This is a genomic window from Gilliamella sp. B2828 (assembly GCF_026537125.1).
Classification (GTDB): Bacteria; Pseudomonadota; Gammaproteobacteria; order Enterobacterales; family Orbaceae; genus Gilliamella.
Genome location: NZ_JAFNMU010000002.1, coordinates 284,344 through 308,885, shown reverse-complemented (window position 1 = coordinate 308,885; position 24,542 = coordinate 284,344). Strand labels below are relative to the sequence as shown.

At 33.2% G+C, this 24,542-nt stretch carries 20 protein-coding genes and 1 tRNA gene; 19 read left to right on the top strand and 2 right to left on the bottom strand.

Going from position 1 to position 24,542, the window contains the following annotated elements; genetic code table 11:
- The first annotated feature begins 70 nt into the window (after positions 1-70).
- Complete coding sequence (gene ubiD / locus J3U19_RS03230) at positions 71-1,537, top strand: 4-hydroxy-3-polyprenylbenzoate decarboxylase (RefSeq protein ID WP_267345433.1); 1,467 nt, start codon at positions 71-73, stop codon at positions 1,535-1,537.
- Between the two features lie 132 nt (positions 1,538-1,669).
- On the top strand, positions 1,670-2,728 hold the full coding sequence (locus J3U19_RS03225; protein WP_267340076.1) for an SEL1-like repeat protein: 1,059 nt from the start codon (positions 1,670-1,672) through the stop codon (positions 2,726-2,728).
- Positions 2,729-2,765: 37 nt separating this feature from the next.
- Here J3U19_RS03225 and ppc read toward each other — a convergent pair whose 3' ends face one another.
- Positions 2,766-5,414, bottom strand: coding sequence for a phosphoenolpyruvate carboxylase (ppc, locus tag J3U19_RS03220; protein WP_267345432.1), 2,649 nt, complete (start codon positions 5,412-5,414; stop codon positions 2,766-2,768).
- 352 nt (positions 5,415-5,766) lie between these two features.
- Between ppc and J3U19_RS03215 the strand changes: the two genes are divergently transcribed.
- The 17 genes from J3U19_RS03215 to J3U19_RS03135 all read left to right on the top strand — a co-directional run bounded on the left by J3U19_RS03215 (position 5,767) and on the right by J3U19_RS03135 (position 21,417).
- Positions 5,767-6,258 carry an NADH-quinone oxidoreductase subunit J gene (locus J3U19_RS03215; RefSeq protein WP_267340074.1) on the top strand — a complete coding sequence of 164 codons (492 nt, stop codon included), beginning with the start codon at positions 5,767-5,769 and terminating at the stop codon, positions 6,256-6,258.
- A 1-nt stretch (position 6,259) separates the two neighbouring features.
- On the top strand, positions 6,260-6,562 hold the full coding sequence (gene nuoK / locus J3U19_RS03210) for an NADH-quinone oxidoreductase subunit NuoK (protein ID WP_267340072.1): 303 nt from the start codon (positions 6,260-6,262) through the stop codon (positions 6,560-6,562).
- Positions 6,559-8,406: an NADH-quinone oxidoreductase subunit L gene (locus J3U19_RS03205; RefSeq protein ID WP_267345430.1), complete on the top strand. Its 1,848-nt coding sequence runs from the start codon at positions 6,559-6,561 to the stop codon at positions 8,404-8,406. Before nuoK ends, J3U19_RS03205 begins: the two co-directional genes overlap by 4 nt.
- 17 nt (positions 8,407-8,423) lie before the next feature.
- Positions 8,424-9,968 (top strand): complex I subunit 4 family protein, encoded by a 1,545-nt coding sequence (locus tag J3U19_RS03200; RefSeq protein ID WP_267345429.1) that lies wholly within the window; start codon positions 8,424-8,426, stop codon positions 9,966-9,968.
- Between the two features lie 6 nt (positions 9,969-9,974).
- A complete protein-coding gene (nuoN, locus tag J3U19_RS03195) occupies positions 9,975-11,840 on the top strand; it encodes an NADH-quinone oxidoreductase subunit N (RefSeq protein ID WP_267345428.1) in 1,866 nt (621 codons plus the stop codon).
- A 188-nt stretch (positions 11,841-12,028) separates the two neighbouring features.
- A complete protein-coding gene (yajC, locus tag J3U19_RS03190) occupies positions 12,029-12,361 on the top strand; it encodes a preprotein translocase subunit YajC (protein ID WP_267340065.1) in 333 nt (110 codons plus the stop codon).
- 60 nt (positions 12,362-12,421) lie between these two features.
- Entirely contained in the window at positions 12,422-14,278 is a 1,857-nt protein-coding gene (gene secD, locus J3U19_RS03185; protein WP_267340064.1) for a protein translocase subunit SecD, read from the top strand.
- A 12-nt stretch (positions 14,279-14,290) separates the two neighbouring features.
- Complete coding sequence (gene secF / locus J3U19_RS03180) at positions 14,291-15,289, top strand: protein translocase subunit SecF (protein ID WP_416380342.1); 999 nt, start codon at positions 14,291-14,293, stop codon at positions 15,287-15,289.
- Positions 15,290-15,415: 126 nt separating this feature from the next.
- Positions 15,416-15,491, top strand: a tRNA-Ala gene (locus J3U19_RS03175).
- A gap of 496 nt (positions 15,492-15,987) precedes the next feature.
- A complete protein-coding gene (locus tag J3U19_RS03170; RefSeq protein WP_267345427.1) occupies positions 15,988-16,713 on the top strand; it encodes a hypothetical protein in 726 nt (241 codons plus the stop codon).
- Complete coding sequence (locus tag J3U19_RS03165) at positions 16,698-17,354, top strand: hypothetical protein (protein ID WP_267345426.1); 657 nt, start codon at positions 16,698-16,700, stop codon at positions 17,352-17,354. The genes J3U19_RS03170 and J3U19_RS03165 overlap by 16 nt, the downstream gene beginning before the upstream one ends.
- A 20-nt stretch (positions 17,355-17,374) precedes the next feature.
- The gene (locus tag J3U19_RS03160; RefSeq protein ID WP_267340057.1) at positions 17,375-17,680 is read left to right on the top strand and encodes a DNA/RNA non-specific endonuclease; all 306 of its coding nucleotides are present in this window, start codon (positions 17,375-17,377) and stop codon (positions 17,678-17,680) included.
- A complete protein-coding gene (locus J3U19_RS03155; protein ID WP_267340056.1) occupies positions 17,680-18,018 on the top strand; it encodes a hypothetical protein in 339 nt (112 codons plus the stop codon). The genes J3U19_RS03160 and J3U19_RS03155 overlap by 1 nt, the downstream gene beginning before the upstream one ends.
- Before the next feature lie 660 nt (positions 18,019-18,678).
- Complete coding sequence (locus tag J3U19_RS03150) at positions 18,679-18,993, top strand: chorismate mutase (RefSeq protein ID WP_267340054.1); 315 nt, start codon at positions 18,679-18,681, stop codon at positions 18,991-18,993.
- Between the two features lie 13 nt (positions 18,994-19,006).
- Positions 19,007-19,522, top strand: a complete 516-nt coding sequence (locus J3U19_RS03145) for a ClbS/DfsB family four-helix bundle protein (protein WP_267340052.1) — start codon at positions 19,007-19,009, stop codon at positions 19,520-19,522.
- Between the two features lie 37 nt (positions 19,523-19,559).
- A complete protein-coding gene (locus J3U19_RS03140) occupies positions 19,560-19,787 on the top strand; it encodes a hypothetical protein (protein ID WP_267340050.1) in 228 nt (75 codons plus the stop codon).
- 913 nt (positions 19,788-20,700) lie between these two features.
- Positions 20,701-21,417 carry a hypothetical protein gene (locus J3U19_RS03135; protein ID WP_267340048.1) on the top strand — a complete coding sequence of 239 codons (717 nt, stop codon included), beginning with the start codon at positions 20,701-20,703 and terminating at the stop codon, positions 21,415-21,417.
- Between the two features lie 162 nt (positions 21,418-21,579).
- Here the strand turns inward: J3U19_RS03135 and cas3 are convergent, their stop codons facing one another.
- Positions 21,580-24,288 carry a CRISPR-associated helicase Cas3' gene (cas3, locus tag J3U19_RS03130; RefSeq protein WP_267345425.1) on the bottom strand — a complete coding sequence of 903 codons (2,709 nt, stop codon included), beginning with the start codon at positions 24,286-24,288 and terminating at the stop codon, positions 21,580-21,582.
- Between the last annotated feature and the right edge of the window lie 254 nt (positions 24,289-24,542).

Genomic DNA, 24,542 nt, shown 5'->3' with positions numbered 1-24,542 from the left:
TCTTATGGATTAATAGGTACCTTTGAATACGATTTACAAAAGGTTAACAAGTAATAGAGAGTGATGATAAATGAACTTTTCTGATTTTCGTGGATTTTTAGATTATCTTGAACAGCAAGGTGAATTAAAAAGAATTACTTATCCTGTTAATCCTTATCTTGAAATGACAGAAATTGCCGATCGGGTACTACGTAATGAAGGACCTGCCTTATTGTTTGAAAATCCGATTGGCTATGATATGCCAGTCTTGTGTAATTTATTCGGTACTGCTAAACGCGTGGCTATGGGCATGGGGTGCGAAGACACTTCAGCTTTACGTGAAATTGGTGAATTGTTAGCGTTTTTACGCGAACCTGATCCACCTAGAGGTATTCGTCAGTTTTTTAATGTTTTACCTAAATATAAACAAGTTTTAAATATGCCAGTTAAACAACGATCGTCAGCACCATGTCAAGAAGTGGTTTTTGAAAATGATGAGATTGATTTAACCCATTTACCCATTATGCATTGTTGGCCTGAAGATGTAGCGCCTCTGTTGTCTTGGGGATTGACTATCACTAAAGGTCCTTATAAAGATCGGCAAAATATTGGTATTTATCGCTTACAGATCTTAGGTAAAAATAAATTAATTATGCGCTGGTTATCTCATCGTGGCGGTGCATTGGATTTTGCCGAATGGCAACAAGCACACCCTAATGAAAAATTTCCGATTAGTATTGCAATTGGTGCTGATCCTGCAACCATTTTAGCTGCGGTTACACCCGTACCCGATACTTTACCTGAATATGCTTTTGCAGGGTTATTAAGGGGTAAACGAACAGAAGTTGTTAAATCATTATCCAATGAGTTAGATGTGCCTACATCGGCTGAAATTATTCTTGAAGGTTACATCGATCCCAATGAGTTAGCACAAGAAGGTCCTTATGGTGATCATACAGGTTATTATAATGAAATTGAACAATTTCCTGTCTTTACCGTAACTCACCTTACACGTCGTAAAGATGCTATTTATCATTCAACTTATACTGGGCGACCACCTGATGAGCCTGCGGTCATGGGACTTGCATTAAATGAAGTGTTCATTCCAATTTTGCAAAAACAATTTCCTGAAATTGTCGATTTTTATTTGCCACCAGAAGGATGCTCATATCGTATTGCTATTGTCACTATAAAAAAGCAATATCCTGGGCATGCTAAGCGTGTCATGATGGGTGTATGGTCCTATTTACGTCAATTTATGTACACTAAATTTGTGATTGTTTGTGATGACGATATTAATGCTCGAGATTGGAAAGATGTCATGTGGGCCATTTCAACACGTATGGACCCGCATCGTGATACGACATTTATCGACAATACCCCGATTGATTATTTAGATTTTGCTTCACCTATTTCCGGATTAGGTTCTAAAATGGGGTTAGATGCAACCAATAAATGGATAGGCGAAACCAGTCGAGAGTGGGGAAAAATAATAAAAAAAGATCCCAAAATTATTGCCCATATTGATGAAATTTGGGACAAGCTTGGAATATCTTGAATTAAAGATTGTGAGTAAAAAATAATTAAAGTTAAAATTATGTACGGTAAATAAATGAACCAAAAAATAAAAACTATTTTTTTTTAGATGGTTATGTATAATTATCGACCATGTTATGGTAATAAAAAAATTATGAAAAAATTTCAAATCTTATTAGTACTAGTTTTATCCATCTCTTATGGTGCTTTGGCGCATGAAACTAAAGTGCAATCAGATACGGATCTACAAGTTGCCGAACCTGGAGCATTGATTCCTTCTTTGCGTGTATCTGCTGAAAACGGTAATGCTGAGGCACAATATTCTTTAGGTACTATTTATAAACAAGGATTAGGTGTTGAAATTAGCGATATCAGAGCATTATTCTGGTATAAAAAATCGGCAGAGCAAGGTTTGGCGAAAGCACAAAATAATTTGGCGTATATGTACCAAAATGGTTTGGGAACAGTTGCTGATCCATATGAAGCGTTCAAATATTACAAACTTGCCGCAGATCAAGATTATGCATTGGCCAAATATAATTTAGCGTTAATGTATAAAAATGGTGAAGGTGTGGACAAAAATGTGTCAAATGCGGTTAAATATTTTGTTGAAGCTGGTAAACAAGGTGTTTTAGATGCTTATTTAAATTTAGGCATTATGTATTTTTTTGGTGATGGCGTTAAACAAGATCGTATGATTGCTGCTGATTGGTTTAGTAAAGCTGCGACAGAAAGTAATCCAGAAGCACAATATTATTTGGGATTAATGTCAGAGCATGGTGATGGATTAACCAAAGATTATGTCGCTGCTATCTATTTTTATACTCAAGCTGCTACACATGGTCATGTGCTTGCTATGTATAATTTAGGTATCATGTATGCAACTGGCACAGGCACAAAACCCGATAATGTGCAGGCTGCGAATTGGTTTACTAAAGCTGCGGAAGCTGGCAATGCTGATGCTCAATATAATATTGGCGTTATGTATGACGTAGGTGGCGGTGTGTCAAAAGATACTGAAAAGGCCATTGAATGGTATATGAAAGCGGCTGAACAAGGTAGTGTTGATGCACAATATAATCTCGCTATTAAGTATTTAGAAGGCGAAGGGGTGGAAAAAAATATTAATAAAGCAATATATTGGTTTACTAAAGCTAGTGAACAAGGTGACCAAGATGCTAAAGCGTATTTAGATGAATTATTAGAAAAATAAAAAGAGCTGGTGCTCTTTTTATTTTTTCCTGTTTTTACTATCCTGAGTTACGCATTCCCGCAGCAATACCCGAGATAGTGATCATTAATCCTTGTTCAACATTACTATTTTCATCCTCATTATTACGATTGCGCGAACGACTTAATAATTCGGCTTGTAATAAATTTAGTGGCTCAATGTAGGTATTACGTAATGCAACAGATTCCGCGATCCATGGTAGATCAGCCATCAAACTGATATCATCGGTGATAGTTAATACCGTATTAATATCTTGAGTCAATAAGTTTCTTAACTCTTCTCCCAGTGGCCATAAGGCTGGCTTGACAAGTCTTTGCTCATAATATTCATGGATATTTGGTGCAGCTTTAGCATACACCATTTCGAGCATACCTAAACGAGCATTAAAGAAAGGCCAGTTATGATACATGTCTTTAAGTAGATTTTTGTTACCTTCTTCGATAACCTGTTTTAGCGCTGTTCCTGCACCAAGCCAGGAAGGAACCATCAAACGGTTTTGTGTCCAAGCAAAAATCCATGGAATGGCTCTTAAACTTTCAATACCGCCTCCTGTTCGTCTTTTTTGTGGACGTGAGCCGAGTGGTAATCTACCTAATTCAGTTTCTGGTGTTACTGCTCTAAAATAATCGACAAATTCAGATCGTTCACGAATGTAACTACGATAACAACGACAAGAGATATCAGACATTTTATCCATAATATCTCGCCAATCCTGTTTAGGTTCGGGTGGTGGTAATAAATTTGCTTGCAAAATGGCTGAAGCATATAGCATCAAACTACTAAGTGCTACTTCGGGTAAACCGAGTTTAAAACGAATCATTTCACCTTGTTCAGTGACACGAAGTCCTCCTTTCAATGATCCTGGTGGTTGTGATAGTAATGCGGCATGTGCGGGTGCCCCCCCTCGACCAATTGATCCACCACGACCATGAAATAACACCAAATTAATATTATATTTGTCAAATAATTTAACTAACTCTTCTTGTGAACGATATTGTGCCCATGATGCAGCAAACGTTCCAGCATCTTTAGCTGAATCAGAATAGCCAATCATAACCATCTGCTTGCCATTGATTTTTTCACGATACCAAGGAATATCTAAAAGCTTTTGCATAACAGATTTTGCATTATTTAAATCTTCTAAGGTCTCAAACAAAGGCGCAACAGGAATATTTTTTTGACAGTCAACAATTTTTAAAAGTAAGTAAACGGCTAGGACATCAGAAGGTGCTTTTGCCATCGAAATGACATAAGACGCAATCGATTCTTCACCGGCTTTTTTAATAACGTGACAGGTATCTAAGACTTCTTGAACCATTTCATTTGGTCGCCAATGATAAGGTAACAGTGGACGATTAGATTGCAGTTCAGTTAACAAAAAGGCTTGTTTTTCTTCTTCCGACCACTTGGCATAACTTCCCAAGTTAAGTTCTTGTGTTAATGCATCGAGCGTTTCAGTATGTACTGAGCTATCTTGACGAATATCTAATCTTAGAAGTTGTAGACCAAAACTTCTTATACGTCGTAAAGTATCGAGTAATGGACCGTGTGCAATAGTTGACATGCCATTTTCAATTAAAGATTTATAGCACGTATAGAGTGGTGTCCATAATTGTTCGTTTTTAATCAAAATATCCGCAGGAGGTAACGCTTGTTCGTTATTTAATAATGATGCTATATAACTATGAGTTTTTACCAAACGTGTACGCAGTTGTTTCATTACAGCTCGATAAGGTTCAGTTGCAGATCTATTATTTTCATCCAATAGATCAATAACAGATTGACTGCATTCAGTCATGGATAATTCACGAACCAAAATTTGAATATCCGCTAAAAAAAATTCAATTGATTTTAATCTAGCTTGCAACATAACTTTTTCAGTCACTTTTGCTGTTACATTCGGGTTGCCATCGCGATCCCCTCCCATCCATGAAGTAAATTTAATTGGTACATGCTCAACAGATAATTGTTCATTAAATGCATCAACAAGCTGATCATTAAATTCACGCAAGAAAAGTGGTACACCTTCCCAAAGACTATCTTCAATAACGGAAAATCCCCATTTAGCTTCATCAAGTGGCGTTGGTCTATTTTTACGTATCTCATCGGTATACCAAGCTTGACAAACTAATTGTTTCAAACGACGCATAATTCGTTCTATTTCATAATCCGCTAAGTCGTTGTGATCCAGTTGCGATAAACAGCTATTAATCGCAGTATAAGTATTTATCATGGTACGACGATTGATTTCTGTTGGGTGGGCAGTTAATACTAGTTCGATAGAAAGATTATTAATGGCTTGATTAATCGTCTGATATGAGAAGTTAAGATTTTTCAGGGTGGTAAACAGTTCTGTCATTTTTTTAGGGCTGCTTGATGCTTCACCATGTGGCGATATTCCATAATATTCTGCTGCGGTATTAACTAAATTCAAGAACTGGTTAAATGCACGAGCCACATGTAATAAATCTTCATCATTAAGATTTTCGATGAGTTTAAGTAACTTATTATGAGCTTGTTTATTACCTTGTTGAGCGGTTTTTGATAATTGTCTGATTTGTTCAACTAAGTCAAATGCATCATTACCTGCAGCCCGTTTTATTGCATCACCTAGTAAAGTACCTAGCATATTGACGTTGCTTCGCATAGAGGAATATTCACTGTTCATTATCTTCTCGTTTTTATCTTTATTAAGTCAAAACAAACTTTAATCTGCCTAATGAGCATGACAATTTAAAGGTGTTGGAATAAATGTTAGTTAATGTGATATAACTTATATACTTTATAACAATACTAGATTGAATTTAAATTATAAAATTTTATAATTTTTATTTTTTTTATGATTTTAATTATATTTGTCTTACTTTACTGTTGTATAAAAATAAAATTTCCTATTATTTTTTAACCAAATTGCTTTTTTTTATGTTTGTTTTCTGTTAACACAATGTCAGTAAACTGTATCTTAATATAATTTGGGTATATACTAACGGAACTATAAATGCATATTGGATTATTATTTAATGCTTATTGTTTTCTATATTGCGTCGATTATTGCGGTGTTTGCCAGTATAAAAGCAATTAGTTGCTTACGTGTTGATAAAGCTATTTTATACTTTATTGTTTCACTTTTTTCTTCGGCCTTAATATTTATTTTGCTTGATGCATATTTTTCTGTTGTTCTATACATTTTATTATTTATTGGCGGTACAGTGATTTTGTTTCTATCTGTTGCGGTTATATTGCGAATTCGTATAGATAATGTAGAAAATAGAAAACGAGGTATCAGTCCTAAAATTTGGTTAGGGCCTTTAGTCTTAGCATTTATTTTACTTGTTGTTCTTATTTATGGTGTCGTTAGTACAGACTATTCGCAAATCAAAGAGTCGCATGAATTGATGCACGAAATGTCGGTATATGCTTATATTTTGATATCTGAACTTGCTGGTTTTTTATTATTAGGTGCAATTGTGATCGCTTATCATTTTATGCATCGACTTTTGTCGGAGAAGTAATATGATTTCTCTTATGTATAGTCTTATTCTTGCCTCAATTTTATTTGTGATAGGTTTATTAGGCGTAATGATTCGTCGTAATCTTTATTTTTTGTTATTAAGCCTTATGGTTATGAATAATGGTGCTATCGTTGCATTAGTTTCTGCAAGTAGCTATTGGCAACAATCGGAAGGACAACTTCTTGCTATTTTGGCGGTGGTTACTGTATTAGCTCAAGCTTGTGTAGGACTTGCTTTGCTAATGAAACTAATATATCGCCGTAAAATCTTTAATATTGATTCACTGAGTGAAATGAAAGGATGAATTTACTTTACTTAACTATTATTATTCCTTTGCTGTCTTTTTTATTGCTAGTTTGTCTAGGTAGACATCTCCGACCGATTAATGTCATGATTATCGGTTTTAGTACAATGCTAATCACAGATCTTATTACTATGTTTACCTGTATTGATTATATAAAAAACACAGTACCGGATATGTTATTAGTGTATACCAGACCATTATGGAATTGGTTTTCGGTTGGGGATTTTATCGTACCTCTATCTTTAACCTTAGACGGTTTATCATTGATATTTTTAGTTATAATTGCCTTTTTGGGATTATTAATTTATTTCTTTGCGGCAAGCTATCTAACATCAAAAAAAGATATTTATACTTTTTATGCCTATAGCAATTTATTAATCGCAAGTATATTAACTATTATATTGGTTGATAATTTATTAGTTATGTTAATTGGTTGGGAAGGGGTGAGTATAAGTACTTACTTACTTATTGGTATTTATTATAAACAATTGCGCAATGGTTATGCTGCCGTTAGAGCTTTTGTGATTATGCATTTAACGGATATCTTTTTAATTGTTGGTGTATTTTTACTTTATCAAACCTTAGGTACTTTAAATATTCGTGAGATTTTAACACAAGCCCATGATAATTTAGCGATTGATTCCGATATCATCTTTTGGATCACATTGATGCTATTTTTAGGTGCTATTAGTAAGTCTGCTCTTTTTCCAATGCAATCGTGGTTTGTCGAAACAACACTAGCACCAATGCCTGCTGTAGCTTTAATGCAATCATCTACTGTTATATTAGCAGGAGTATACTTGATTTTAAGATTAAGTAACTTGTTTATTATGTCTAGTGATACGTTAGCGATCATGACAATATTTTCATCGCTGACGGTCTTATTTGCAAGCTCCATCGCCTTAGTACAAAGTGATGTTAAACGAATTGCAACTTATATTAATTTAGCTCAAATCAGTTATTTATTTTATGCTTTTGCAACCCAAAGTTGGGGTTTATCTATTAATTGCTTAATTAATTATGTTGTAACCAGTACTTTATTAATTTTAGCATCGGCAATATTACTCAAAAAATGTCAAGGTGAGAGAGATATTAATAAACTTGGAGGACTTTTAAAATCATTCCCCATTTTATATGCCATATTTTTGATTATTATGTTATCGTTAAGTGCAATTCCTTGGATTTCAGCTTCATTTTATATTAAAGGTGATATTATTTGGGGATTAATGATAAAAGATCATTTAATAGCAGGAACGATTGGTTTATTAGGCATTTTGTTATCTAGTTTAAGTATATGGCGCTTAATTTTTATGGTTTTTTACCATAAACCAAAAATTGCTGAATTCGCTAAAACAAAATGGATTAGTTATTGTCCAATTTTTATCTTACTGATGTTTACAACGGCCATTTTTATCTATTTTCCAATACCGGTTCAAGATATTTTTCCAATTGCCAAGCTTGATACTGATAGTCAGTTATCTTTTCAACTGTTGTTAGCTGCGGTAACTGTCTTAAGCTTTGTTATTGCTTATATTCTATATGCACATCCAAATAGTGAAGTGCGAGAGGTACTTGATACGCCAATGGTGAAATTCATCGTAAGATTATGTAGTTGCGATTGGCGATTTGATTATTTTCTAAATGTCATTTTTGTAAAACCTTATGTGTCTTTAGCGAATATGCTTAAAAAAGATCCTTTGGCGATTTGGGATAATTGGATTATGTTGGGCATAAAAAAAATAAACTCATATATTGTCAGCTTAGAAAATGGGCATATTCGATGGTATATGGTATCTATTGTTATAGGTAGCATTATTATATTAATGTTACTGGTTTTTATTTAATAAAGGTGTAATCATTCATGTTGTTATGGCTTGTTTTTTTACCTGTTATAGGTGGATTTATTAGTTGGTTATGCCATGTATTTTTATTGCGAATTGTGAGATCCTCTCGAATGGTTTCGCGATGGTATCAATTACCGATGATTATTGCTTTCATAACTATTTTTATAACTTTATTGTTATCATTAAGTTTATGGCATGAGGGGATAACTGTTTTACAGCAAGGCAATAATTGGAAAGAAGAAGTTAATATTGAATGGATTCCTTTGCTGAATATTCACTTCCATTTAGTTTTAGATGGCTTATCATTAGTTTTAATTACCTCAACTCTATTTATTGTATTACTGACGATTGGTTATTCAAGCAAAGAAAACCCGAATAATTTCGGTTTATTTTATTTATGCATTTTATTTATGACATCTGCCATTATGATGCTATTTGTAATAATCGATCTATTTTTAATGTTCTTTTTTTGGGAAGCAGTGGCAATACCAATCTATTTTTTAATTTCTTTATGGGGAAGGCGAGACTCAAATTCTCAATTAAGATTTAACGGGGCGAGTAAATTTTTAATTTATACACAAATTAGTAGTCTATTGATGTTAATTTCAGTTGTCTCGTTGGCATTAATTAACTGGACTTTATCGGGTTATTGGACATTTGATTACCAAGAACTAACCAAAACACCAATTTCAAGTTACACTGAGTTTATGTTGATGTTAGGTTTTTTAGCTGCCTTTATTATTCGCGTTCCGTTTGTACCCTTTCATAGCTGGTTTATAGATGCTCACATTGAGTCATCAACTACTGGCTCAATGATGATAAGTGGATTATTACTCACAACCGCGACATTCGGCTTGTTACGTATAGTTATTCCACTTTTTCCTAATGCTTCTGTTATGATTATGCCGTTAATTATGATAATGGCATTACTTACAGTGATCTACTCGGCATTACTAACATTTATTCAAACCGACATCAAAAAATTAATAGCTTATGTACATATCGCCTTAATGGGATTTGTAACTGCAATTATCTATAGTGGTTCTGTTATTGCTTATCAAGGTATTGTAATACAAATGATTGCTATCAATTTAGTTATCGTTGGTATGTTTATAATTAGTGGCTTGTTAGTTGAATGTTATTCAACACGCAACATCAATCAATTCACTGGTCTTAAACAACAAGTACGCTATATCTCTTCTTTCACCTTATTTTTTATGTTAGCAATTTTAGGTATTCCAGGCACAGCTAATTTTGTCGGAAATTATATGATGTTACTTGGTAGTTATTCGTCTTTTTCATCTTATACAATTTTGCTCGTTGTTGGTCTATTACTATTGTCTGTTTCTTTTATTATTCGAATGCAACCTATATTTTATGGTGTTGTTGAAAAAGGTTGTGTAACAAAACATCAACTTGGTAAACGAGATATTTCACTACTAGCTAGTGTATTTATTGTACTTATTTTTATTGGCTTATATCCACAAATAGTTTTAGATATGTCTTATTCGGTGGTGAATCAAACACAGCAATATATAACTGCGGAACGAGTAGGAGAGTAATAACTTATGATAGCATTATCGCCTATATTTGTAATAAGCTTTACTATCATTGTTTTGCTTATCTTATTATTTTTTATAAAAATAAACTCTAAAGTGTGCGCTATTATAACCGTATGCGGTTTAGGGTGTGCGTTAACTTGTGCTGTCATTATTGGATACAATATTTCATCTAGTACCCAAATGATTACTAATATTAGTAATGATAATATGCAAATATCGGACAATTCTGATGTATCAATTCAAGATGCTGCATCCTCAAGTGAGCAAACTATTGCCGTAGATGCTGTACCGACTGAAGTGGGTGCAGCATCTAATGATAATAATGTTAATACGCAAGCTGATACCAAAAAAGAAAATAATACTGAAGTAAGTACTAGCATTAATCACAAAACAAATATTAATACTGAAACTCACACTAATATCGAAACTAGTACTAATTCTGTGACATATACTAATAACGAAGAGAGTACTCCTGTTGGAAGTAATGTCAATACTGATCCTACAACGGCAGCAGATAACAATAAAGGTAGCAACAATTTACAAGCTGATGCTTCTGTGCCGCAATGGAAAGCGAGCCATATTACAGCACTTTTTACCTGTGATAATTATGGATTGCTCTACACTGGCTTAATTTTAATTATTGCCATTACCGTATCTAGTTTGGCTTATCGTTGGTTTGTACAAGAGCAGTTACCTCATGGTCTTTTTTACGTCATTTTATTATTTATGACTTTAGGCGGTATAACACTTGTGTATGCTAGTCATTTAATTTCGTTCTTTATTGGTATCGAATTGCTTTCAATACCTTTTGTCGGATTAATAGGCTATCAATATATCCAAACCCACTCCTTAGAAGCCGCGGTTAAATATATGATTTTATCAGCTGTGGCGAGTGCGTTTTTATTAATGGGAATTGCTTTTTATTATGCTACAACAGGCGAGCTGACTTTCAGTGGTTTGAGTTATCAACTATCAACGATGTCTTATCCAAGTAATTTATTACTCATGGGGGTTTGCTTAATACTCGTTGGTGTAGGCTTTAAACTATCATTGGTTCCATTTCAACTTTGGTTACCTGATGTTTATCAAGGCGCACCAACAGTTGTGGCTTTGCTTTTATCAACAGTTGGTAAAGTTGCACTATTCTGTGCTATTGCAAGGTTGTTTTTATTGGCACCGATTGTTAATAATGAAACCATCCGTATGATTTTGGTGATCATGGCCTTTTTGTCTATTTTATGGGGTAATTTAATCGCATTAATGCAAAGTAGTTTAAAACGGTTGCTTGCATACTCCTCCATTGCACATTTCGGGTATTTATTAATTGCTTTAATTTCCGTGCAATATCAAGTGCTTGCTTTAGAAACCATCGGCGTCTATCTAATCGGTTATATTTTAGCAAACATTTGCATTTTAGGTGTGATTAGTCTGGAATCTCATTCAAATGAACTGCAAGATCATGAAAATGAAGTCGATCTTTCAGGATTATTTTGGCGTAGACCAATTTTAGCCTTAACAATGGGAATAGGATTATTATCATTAGCGGGCGTACCGCTTACAGCCGGTTTTGTAGGTCGTTTTTTACTGGTATTATTAGGTGTTACTGCGGAATTGTGGTGGTTAATAGCCGCTGTAGTAATAGGTAGTGCGTTGGGACTTTATTTTTATGCGCGTTTAATAATTAATCTTTATATCAGACCAACTTATCGTGATGATCAATTAATAAACAATCCAGTAATTAAATTAAAATGGCAGGATATAAAAATAAGTGAGCTTATCATAGCATTATCTGCACTATTAATTTTGATTTGCGGCATTTATCCAAAATGGTTATTTAACTTGGTAAGCATGGCGCAATACTTAACAACCTAATAAAAACGCTTCCGCTTTCATTATTTTGTTGGCGGAATAATTGTAGCTTATCTAATATAGATCGTTATTTTTTATACTCAAACGTATAGTTAACCTGAAACTTCTTAACAAGAAATAGTTAATAACAGAATTGTTTCTTGTGTTATAATTCTGACCTTTAATATTTTATTTGAATCAAGAGGACCTGTATGGACTTTTTAATCTCTAATGCTTATGCTGCTGATGGTGCTGCAGTTGAAAATAATCCTTATTTCTTACCTATTATGTTAGTTGTATTTGGTTTGTTTTTCTATTTTATGATTATGCGCCCACAACAAAAACGCGCTAAAGCTCATCGTGACTTAATGTCTGCGATTTCTAAAGGTGATGAAGTATTAACCAATGGTGGGCTTATTGGTCGAGTAGCAAAAGTTAACGAAAATGGTTATATTGCGTTAGAATTAAATGATTCAACTCAAGTTGTGATCAAACGTGACTTCATCACATCTGTTTTACCAAAAGGGACAATGAAATCACTATAATAGTGTATTTCCTATTATAGTTCATTGTGTTAATTACCTAATCCCACAAGAGAATACGTCGTGTTAAATCGCTATCCTTTGTGGAAGTACATTATGTTGGTCGTCGTGATTTGCGTCGGCCTTCTCTATGCGCTTCCAAATATTTATGGTGAAGATCCTGCTATACAGATTTCTGGTTCAAATACTTCTGAAATTGATATTACCACACAAGATAAAATCAGAAAAATTTTGGCAGATAACCACATTGAAACCAAGTCATTTATTTTTGAAAATAAATCCGTCTTAATCCGTGTTGGTGATAATGATTCTCAGCTAAAAGCTAAAGAACTGATTTCTAAAGAGTTAGGTGACGCTTATATTGTTGCTTTAAATTTGGCTCCAGCAACACCAAAATGGCTTACTGTATTAGGCGCAGAGCCGATGAAGCTTGGTTTAGACTTGCGAGGTGGTGTTCATTTTTTAATGGAAGTTGATATGACCACTGCATTAAGTAAACTCATTGAACAATCTATTGAAAATTTAAAATTTGAGTTTAATAGTAGCAAATTAAAATATAAATCAATTAATAAAGATGGTAACCAACAAATTGTTATACAATTTGATAGTACCGAAGATCGTAATAAAGCCATTACTAAAATCAATGCTATCCCAGATTTTAAACTTATCTCTCAAAATGAAAACACTATTACCTTAAGCATTAGTGAGCAACGATTACAACAAGCTAAAAATGATGCTGTACAACAAAATACGACTATTTTACGTAATCGTGTAAATCAATTAGGTGTAGCTGAACCAATTGTTCAACGCCAAGGTTCAGATCGAATTGTCGTTGAATTACCAGGTATTCAAGATACAGCCTTAGCTAAACGAATTTTAGGCGCCACTGCTACACTTGAATTTAGACAAGTAAATGAAGATAACACCGCTAATTTACCCGCTATGTTGGCAGGTGAAATACGTGTACCTTACGGTTCTGAAATCAAATATATGGAAAATGGACGCCCTGTTTTACTCTATAAACGCATCGTTTTAACAGGAGATCATATTACTGATTCTACGTTTAGAGTTAATGAATATGGTCAACCAGAGGTTTCCATTACGCTTGATAATTCAGGCGGTAAAGCAATGTTAAACTTCACTCAAAAAAATATTCATAAAGCAATGGCTACGTTATTTGTTGAATATAAAGATACAGGCAAACGTGATGAAAATGATAAACCGATTCTTGAAAAACAAGAACGTGTTATTAATGTTGCAACAATTCAGGGTATTTTTAGTGAACGATTCCAAGTAACGGGTATAAGCAGCATTGATCAAGCTAAAAACTTATCACTACTCTTAAGAGCAGGGGCATTGATTGCACCAATTCAGATAATTGAAGAACGTACAGTTGGACCATCAATGGGACAAGAGAACATTACACAAGGTTTAGAATCTTGCGTATGGGGATTATTAGTTTCTGTAATCTTTATGTTGGTCATGTATCGTTTGTTTGGTGTATTTGCAAGCCTTGCACTAGTTGCTAATCTCATTCTAATTGTCGGAATAATGTCCTTATTACCTGGAGCCACATTAAGTATGCCAGGTATTGCTGGAATAGTATTAACAGTCGGTATGGCGGTTGATGCAAATGTTCTAATTAATGAGCGAATAAAAGAAGAACTCAGCAATGGTCGTGGCGTACAACATGCAATTAATGAAGGATATGCAGGAGCCTGGAGCAGTATATTTGATGCTAACATAACTACATTAATTACTGCGGTTATCCTTTATGCTGTTGGTACAGGATCAATCAAAGGTTTTGCTATAACATTAGGTATAGGTATCATAACATCAATGTTTACATCGATTGTAGGTACTCGTGCATTAGCCAATCTTATTTATGGTGGTCGCCGTGTTACTAAGTTATCAATTTAGAGGTTTATTGTGATTGTTAATAAAAATGAAAATCATGATGTAAGAGAATTGAATCATGGCCGCAGAGTGCTCGACTTTTTAAAATTTGGCTTTGTAGCTTTTGTTATCTCAATGTTATTGGTGGTAGCATCATTTGTTATTATTTTTGTAAAAGGTTTTAACCTTGGGCAAGATTTTACAGGTGGTACTACTGTTGAAATAACTGTGAACAAAGACGTTAATCTTGATGATCTACGTAATAGTTTACGTCATGCTGGTTATCACGAACCGGTTGTTCAATACTATGGTAGTAGTAAAGATATTATCATTCGATTACCTTCAGCTAAGCAAGAAGATGGCAGTGCATCATCAGTAATTGATAATGCATTAGGTGCAAAAATTTCTAATTTAGTTCATAAAGAAATTGATGCAGATGCACAAATTAAACGAATTGAATTTGTCGGACCAACGGTTGGTGCAGAACTGGCCCAAGATGGTATATTGGCAATTTGTGCAGCATTAGTTTGTATACTAATTTATATTGCATTTCGTTTCGAATGGCGATTTGGTACTGGAGCGGTAGTTGCATTAGCGCATGATGTAGTTATTACCGCTGGGTATCTATCACTGTTTGAACGTGAATTAGATCTAACTATTATTGCTGCAATGTTGTCAATTATTGGTTACTCACTTAATGATACTATTGTGGTATTTGATAGAATTCGTGAAAACTTCAGAAAAATACGCCGGGCATCTCCTTATGATGTTATCAACATCTCGTTAACGCAAACACTACATCGAACCTTAATGACATCAGGAACAACGCTTGCCGTGGTTGTTATCCTATATATTTTTGGAGGTTCTATGTTGAAAGGTTTCTCAGAAACATTAGGCGTTGGTATTGTACTTGGTACAATTTCATCGATTTATGTGGCTGCATATATGTCCCTTAAACTAGGCGTTAAGCGCGAGCACTTTATGCCTCCAAAAATAGAAGCAGAAGGCGCTGATCAACCTTCAATATTACCATAAACTAATATTCTGCCACATTGATTGTGGCAGAAATCACTTGATTAATTATCAGACAAATAAAATCAAATAGATTGACACTTAATCTCTAGTTGCATATCATTAGCCCCAGTTTATCCCTTTCTATTGGGGGCCATAGCTCAGCTGGGAGAGCGCAACGCTGGCAGCGTTGAGGTCAGGGGTTCGATCCCCCTTGGCTCCACCAATTCACTATTTTGTAAGAGTCTTTTAACAAATGGACATGCAAGTATATATTTCCAAGTATAAAACCATCTTACACAAACTTTATGCTGAACTCTCTCATAATCTCAAAATTTTAATGTAAATAGTTCAATAAATTATTTTTATCTTTATGAGTTTTTGGACACACTAAAGGCTATATAATTATTGTGATTACATGGTTTTTAAACAATTATTCATCATAAAAATAGGCGTTTAAGCAAGTAAATGGATACCTATTTAATATCCTAAAAGGCAGCTAACCGCTTAGCACGCTCCTGAAATATCTAACGAACGGTAACGAATAAAAGATTGTGCAAAATTAATGACGATTGTTCGCTTCCACAAAAAAATGGAAGCCATTAACGGTAATAGACGATAAATATATAGTTACACATCTGCTATTTAAAAAAATAATTAATAACCGATATTATATAAAGTAAATTAAATTATCGTTACAGCATATAATAATCATAGATATCATGAAATATTATTTATTAATGACCACAAGGCAGTGGCAAGAATTACAAAACCAAAAAGAAGAGTATTCAAGTTTTCGCCCTAATCCTTTAATCACTAACAGTCTTATACAATATAGTAAGCTAAAACCTGTTCGCTATGATTATAGTAGTAAAATGGATGAAATTATCCATTATTGCGTTAAACATCAAGACGAGTGTAAGAACTTATACCCACCCCTTGAAGAGCTGGGTTTATATTATGGGACTAATACCTGTAATAAAGACGATAAAAGACTCTCTGCAGCACTAAAAGAAGCAATAGAATCACAACGCGCTATTTTATTTGAAATGCCTATTGAACATCATTCAGGTATGTTACAACCCGAACATAACACATCAAATCGTAACCGAACACCTCGTAAATTAACCCCTGATGAAGTAAAAATGTACGAGCTGAAGACAAAATATAATAATCAAGATAATTATATTGAATTGACGGTTGATCATTTAGCGAATCACCCATTTACGATATTTGATAATGCCAGCCAGAAGATGCTTAAGCAAGGGACTTTAGACAGCAGTGGTTACGCCTATGTTAGCTTGCCGGTAAACGCCAAATATGTGGATATCGTCTTTGATAAGCAGCAAAAAGCTCGTCCATGGTATTACGATGTACCATTACAATTATTAGGCGGGATTCGTGATGCGGCGCAATCTGTGGCGGATTTAGCATGGATTCATCCCTAATTAAACAAGCTATGGAATATGGTGTTGACGACGAAATAAAAAAACCGATTCAATTGACCAATGTTCCTGAGACCGAAACCACATCTGGCGCACTTGCCCATGGTGTAAGCCAATTTCTTATCGGTTTTATCCCTGCATCTAAAGCAATCAAGTTTATCAAACCTATATCGAAAATGGGTAAGCTAGGTCAAAGCATAATAGCGGGCGGTGTCACGGATTTTAAGGTTTTTGCTCCTCACGAAGAACGGCTATCCAATCTCGTTCAATCATTTAAAGAACTACAAAATCCTGTTACTGAGTATTTACAAGCTGATCTCGATGATAGCGTTGCTGAAGGACGTTTTAAAAATGCTTTAGAAGGATTATTGATAGGTGCGCTTGCTGAACCCTTTGCCCATTCATTACGAGCATTAAAATACGCAAGAATCAAATGGCTGGTGTCAGACGTTAAAACGAAAGCTCACTATAAGCTTGAAATTGTAACTCTTGAAACCGAATCAGGCAGTAAAGGTAATTGGAATAAAGATCTTAATAATCCTCAGTCTAATACAATATATATTGTAGATGGTAATAAAACATATCATACTGATCACTTAGGTAGAATCAAAAAGGTGAAGCGACTCTTAAGCTTGATGCATTAGACAGAAATACTTATCAACAATTGAAAGCAGGTAAACAAGGCATTGAAGGTGACGAAGGCGGTCATTTAATTGCTACCCTACTAAATGGAGCTGGCGAAAAGATTAACCTGCTACCAATGAATGCCAACCTTAATCGTGGTGTATGGAAACAAATGGAAAATAAATGGGTAAAAGCCTTAGAAGAAGGAAAAACGGTTAAAGTTAAAATTGAGCCTATTTATAATAGTAGTGGTATAAGACCATATAAATTTGAAGTGTCTTATTATATTGATGGAAAAGACACCATATATAAAGATTTTTATAATCGTCCACACGGAGGAAATTAATGAATAATGATATTTATAATAAAATTGGTGGAATTTTGATTACTAGTGCGCCAGACGATAGTAAAAAAATAATTGCAAGAATAGAGATAACTGGAACAAACGACGTTGGTACTTATACTTTTAATTATATAAATTCGTTAGGTAATATAAAAAACTATAGACCAGTATCGCGAGCTAGAGATGATCTTTTTGATGCAATACTAGAACTAAAAAAATATATGTTAGAAAACAATTTAACCAACGGAAAACCTATATGGGCTGGTTGTATTGTTACTGTTGATCTTGAAAGTTCAAAAATTAATATTGAATTTAAGTACGAACCATTTATTGAAGAGTAATCTTATTATTAAAGATAGGTAATAAACATTTATAATCAAATGATTAGGCATATTATTAGGTGTATGGTACATAATGTACCTAAACAATATATCTATAATTATTATAGTATGGAAAATTCTACTTTTAACTGGTACACAAATAAAAAATCCAAATCAAGAGATAGAGACTGTTTTTTATTTGGCAGTGACGGCATGTATCTCTTAGTTTAATCGAATAATTATAATAAATTCAACGTGTTATATTTGCATGTTTGTAGAGCAAAAAAGAGAAGGCATTAATTAGCTTCAGTAGTTATCCTGAGCTTTCATTACTGCCAGCGCGAAAAAAACTTCTAATGAATTAATACGATCTAAAATAGTTCTTACATTAAATTACTATACTGTAATGTATCTAACTGTATATTAGAGTATTATTTTCGTCTAATCTGATTTCCCAAATATTGTGGGCGTTTTATAGCAAGAATTAAACAAACGAATTCATAAACGCTGTGAAGGTATAATTAAAATCTCCCCTAACGAAATAAAAATAGATAAAATCGAACAATTTCTGACTGTTTTTAGTTGAATATAATTCAAAATTAAAAATTATGATTAATAGTTTTATATAAAACAACATAATGCTAGGATAGTCATTGATTGATTTTTAACAGGCTAAATATTATGCAATATAATCCTAAGTTAACCGCCAAACAATGTACTAATATGGACGAGATTCGTTCAGAGATAGATCAGATTGATCACACTGTTATTAAACTATTTGCAGCTCGCTTTGAATATGTAAAAGCTGCTAGTAAATTTAAAAAAAGTGCCAGTGACGTGCAAGCCAAATCCCGTTTTGACACTATGCTTGAGCAACGAAAACTTTGGGCCAATGAGTTAGGACTAAATGGCGATATTATTAAAGAGTTATATGCTAATTTGATTCGTTATTTTATTAATGAAGAATTAAATCAATATAAAAATAAAGCAAAATAAGGATAGTCTGTCTATGGCTTATACCAGTAAACAACAGTTATTGAATGAAATAAACAAAACCGCTAAATTGTTTATTGAAGAATTTGATACGTTAACAGAATCTCTAAAAGATCAGTTAATTCATGGTGTCGATCGTACTCCTGTGCAAATGATTGCTTATCAGTTAGGATGGTTGGATCTTGTTAAGTCTTGGGATGATGATGAACTTGCTGGACAAACCCCAACATTACCAGCAGAAGGCTACAAATGGAATCAGTTAGGCACATTATATCAACACTTTTATAAGATTTATCAGGATTATTCATTACAAGAACTAATTACATTATTTAACGAGAAACTTGTTATCTGGAATAATTGGATTGAATCTTTGGACGATGATACATTATTTATTAAAGACAAACGTAATTGGACTAAACCTTTCCCTGAATCTTGGACCGTAGCGCGCTTTCTTCATATCAATTCTGTGGCACCGTTTAAATCGTTTCGAACCAAAATCAGAAAGTGGAAAAAGTTAAGCGAACTAGTTTAAATGTAACTTAATATCAATGTAATCAAATAGGAATGATATGGCTTTTTCAGAAAAAGAGCGCCAACAATTGTTACAACTAAAATTTGTGGGTAGCAAAATTATTGACAGACTCGAACAAATGGAACTTGATTCTTTTGATAAATTACGCCATGCCACTTTAGATGAAATACTAAGCAAAGGCGCATTATTAACAGGCTCAACTTGTTGGAAAAATAGCCATCAAGCCAAAACAGCCATCAATAATATTTTGGATTTAGTTAAATAATGACAGTTGCGCATAATAGATCATTGTTTTTTTTAAATTTTAATTTATAGTCATTTTGGTCATCAGTAATAAATAATTACCCCTGATTTTATTAAGTAATTAATAGTGGAATGTAAAAAAGTTTGAGGTTAACTATACGTTTAAGTAAAAAATTATTGATTGGTTTAAACCATTATTTCTAATCCACAGCAGTAGTATTCAAATTATTTAATTAAAGAGTCATATTGAGTAAATTTACTGACATTATCAGAAATGATCGTTTTTAACATTTTATTGAACATAGGTAAAACAGTTATTAATATCAATAACTAAAGCATTTTAAATAGTTGTCATCATTAAAACATTTAAACAAACTGAAACAAGTCAATCCTCATCTAATATTGTTTACCAACCCGATGATAAAGAAGCAGGAGATGATTTTAACAAAACAATGCCTTTATACTCATAGCAATATTCTGGAGCTCAATATCAAGCTCAATTAGCCAAACAGGCAATAAAACAGCAGGTTAGGTCAACTTACTTATTTGAATCGCATGCGTTTTAATTTATTATCCTACAATCACTAAACTTCGAGTTAGTAAACACGAACTTTATTGTTAACTCTATGTATTAGTTGCTATTTTATTTATAATTGGTTTACTTATGCATTTCATTTGCCAACGTATCTAATTTAGATATAATCTTCATATTTTGATAAACTAAATATGGATAAAAGATAAAATATTAATTTTATACAAAAAGTTATTATTAACGGATTACTATTTTAAAGTTTGGTTCTATTTGGTTTCAGTCAACTATAAATGTTATTTTTATATAAAGTTATGATAAAATTTTTATAAAAAGAGTATTTGTTAAATAATTAAATTGTTGTAAAGTAGGCAATCTTTTAGTAGTCAAAGGATTAAGGATTTTTATGAAAACATGGCAGCGTGTTTTAGCTTGGTTTTTGGGTGGTTGCTTGATTGTTGGTGCGTTTTGGTTTTTTACTCAATCTTCATTAATTGGCAGCGACAATCAGATGGAAAAAGAAAAACAAATACTCATTTCTGAGTTTAATGCAAATAAAGATAATATTCTTTTACAAATTAATCAGTTAATCACTGAAGAAAAATATGATGAAGCGATTTCTTTAGCGAGTAAATATCAGGTTACAGAAGACGAAGCATTATTGAAATTGAAAGATCAAGCTCAAACTGAGTTAACAAAAGTCAATACTCAAAAACAAATTGCAGATTTGTCGAATGAGCTTAATGCTACTCCTGAATCTGAAATACAGAAGAAATTTGATTTATATAGTAAATTATTAGAACTTGTTCCTGATAATTTGGAATATAAAACTCAACAAGCTGAGTTACAAACCATATTAGAAAGACAGCATCTAATTCGTTCTCAATTTACTGGTGAGAATGGTGCTCATCGTAAACTTGAAAAATTCATAAAATTTAAAATGAAAGATGTTAGCACTTATAAACATCTTGAAACGAAATACATCGAAAATAACGATGATACTTTCACAATTATCACCACATTTAACGGTAAAAAGGGTGATAGCGGTAAGATTACTAAAAATGTTGTCACAGCGATTGTTGATATAAATGGCAATCCAATACGTATTGTAAGTTGGAAATAAAAGGAGCGATAGCTCCTTTTTTAAGGATATTTTATATTGGTCACCACTGCATCTATACTGTTTTCTTTCTTCACCTTTCTTTTAATTAATTCTGTTTTAAAATATTTCATCTATGATTTAAATCAGTTTATTTTCTTAATGGTTTACAATTTATTGTTACAATTAGTTGGCATAAAAACCTAATAATTTTGAGTAAAATAGTGAATCTTTCTCTTTTTCGAGTAGAACGATGATTGCTTGTGGTCTATGCAATTTTTTTCTAATCTTTTCTAACTTTACTGGATCAAGCTGTGGTATGCTATTTTTTATTCTTTGCCATTTTGATAGGCTGATGGTCACACGGCTTTGTTCCCATGCATATTCACGATTAATACTATAAGGAATTATTTTTTCCTCTTCATTATAAGCTAAATATAGATCGATATTATCTTTAGATAATCGGGTTGATAATTCGATGCTATTATCCCAATAGCTATTAATATCTCGTTTATAACCATTGTTGAAATTTAATAGGCTTTGCTTGGCTATAGCGGATTGACTCAGCGAATTTCCTTTTTCTTTATAGTAAGCTTCTAATAACCCTGAAGGAAGCTCGATATCTTCAGCATAAACAGAATCAATCAATAAACGTGCATCTTGTGGCATTTTAATAGACTTTTGCTGAATAAGGATTTTTTGAGTTAACCATAAATAAGCATGATTAGGGTATACATAACTGGTATTGTGAAAGGCAGGATTGGTGAGCCAATTTCCTTTGGGATCATCTTGCCAAGGTGGTGCAAACACCGTAAGCACTGGAGGATCGCGTTCATCCTCGGCTTGCGCATGCTTATTATAAGGTTTGATATTACCATGTTTATCTCGCACATGCCGTTGTAAACGTCCTGCACGTTGTATTAAGAGATCAATAGGCGCGATGTCACTGATCATTTCGTCAAAATCAAGATCTAAAGATTGTTCTATTACTTGGGTTGCAATGATCACTTTTGCTTGGCGAATTTCATTATTTGAGATTTTTCCTGCCCATGTTAAGGCTTTTTCTTCAATTTCCAATCGATCACAAAAAGCAAACCGACTATGAAAAAGTAAAATATGATCGGTGTCTATATTCAAGGTGAGTTGTAATTGTTGATATAAGTCAATTGCATCTGCTACACTATTTTTTATCCAACAAATAATCTTACCTTTTTCTATTGCTTGTTGAATTTGATTTATCCCTGCTTGAACATCGGTAATCCAGTCTATTTTAACTTCACGTTTCACGTCTTCTCTGGTATCTATTGGTTGTACAGTTAAGCCATGATAATTAAGTTGAGTTATAAGTGGAAACGGTAATGGCTGTTTTAAAGATAAGTCTTGTTGGCTATTAGTTAATCCTCTATAAAATGCATTGAGTAACTTTTCACGTAAAAAGTCCGGTAATGTGGCAGTTAAAATAATGGCGCAACCACCTTGTAAAGCGTGATAATGAAGTAATGCCTCTAATAGTTTTACCATATAGCTGTCATAAGCATGAACCTCGTCTAATATAAGTAACTTATGCCGCAAACCTAATAAACGTAATGACTGATGTTTAAATGGCATAATAGCCATTAAAGCCTGATCTAATGTACCTACGCCAACTTCTGCCAATAAGGCTTTTTTGCGTGTATCGACAAACCATTCTTTACATTCAGCGCTGATAAATTGTTCTTCTTTAGGATATTTTTGTTGAATGATGCCATCTTTCGTTAAAATTGATTGCGTAAAATTTGGATTCATATAGCTAGCACCATGTGCTAACACTAATGATGGGTGACTGCCTACTTGGTATAATTGCTCGTAGACATTTGCTGTGCGTTGATAAATAGCATTAGCTGTTGCCATAGTTGGTAGACCGATATATATTCCTTTTGCCTTTTGATCTGACATTAATCTACTTGCTAATATCATTGATGCTTCGGTTTTTCCCGATCCAGTAACATCTTCCATAATAAATAATTCAGGGCCTTTTTTAGATAATTGACAGGTTAATGCATGCGCTTGCAATGGCGTTGGTTTTTCAATAAAAGGAAATAAACTTTTCACATTTTTAAAAGGAGCAACAGGAGATGATTTGGGTAAAGTTGTTATGGCCTTTTCAGCTTGAATGATTGCATGATTTTGCCAATATTCAGTTAATGGCATCACTTGCCAAATGAATGAAAATAATTGTTCATTTGATCCTAAACAATCGCTGATAACGGCTAAAGCAGCAATCAACCAACTTATTTGTTTCAGTTTTTCTTGATGAGCTTTATTGAAAAAAAATTTTGGATAAGGTTGTAATTTGTTATCTTGAGTAAAAAGTTGGTTAATTGTTTGAATATAATCGGATGCGCTTTTTTTATCTTTCTGATTAAATGATAAATTACCTTTAATATTTAGTTCAGGTGGCTTCCCATGGTGCCCAGTCATAATTAACAACCAAATATCATATAAGTTCTCAATTTTTCGATTATATTTCTCCAATTGTATTTCTGGATTAAATAATAAGGATTCTCGCCATAACCAATAACCAAGCGAGTCATGTTTAGAAAAATACCTTTTTGAGGGATCAGCAGAAACCAGTTGTGGGTTATTGTGCTTAAATAGTTTTTGAAATCCATTAGCAAATTTACCAATATCATGCCAAGCTAAAAAATAAGCAAACCAAAGGGCAGCTTGTTCTTTATCTTTTGAGGAAAAACCTATTTGTTCAAATAATTCAAAAGAATTTAAATAATTATGTTTGACGATATGATAACCGCATGCCGCTACATCCAAATTATGATACACAAGCAAATGATAGGTATGATTATCGTTATTTTGTCGACATTTTCCCCAATATTGATAAAAAGATTCTGCCATCATAATCATTGTCCTTTTTTAATTGTCGATAGATTAATTTATCCTTCTTTATTGGATACCTGAGCTATAAGACATAAATAAAAAACCAATAATTTTATATAATTAATTTTATTATATACTCTATTGTTACATTAAATAGGTATTATGCAAGTAAATCGATTTTCGTCGTTATTTGTTTTGTTAAGTTATTTACTAAACGCTTTCTCTTCTAAAGCTTACAAAGCTTATAATTTACTCTATTAATACTATAATCGGTT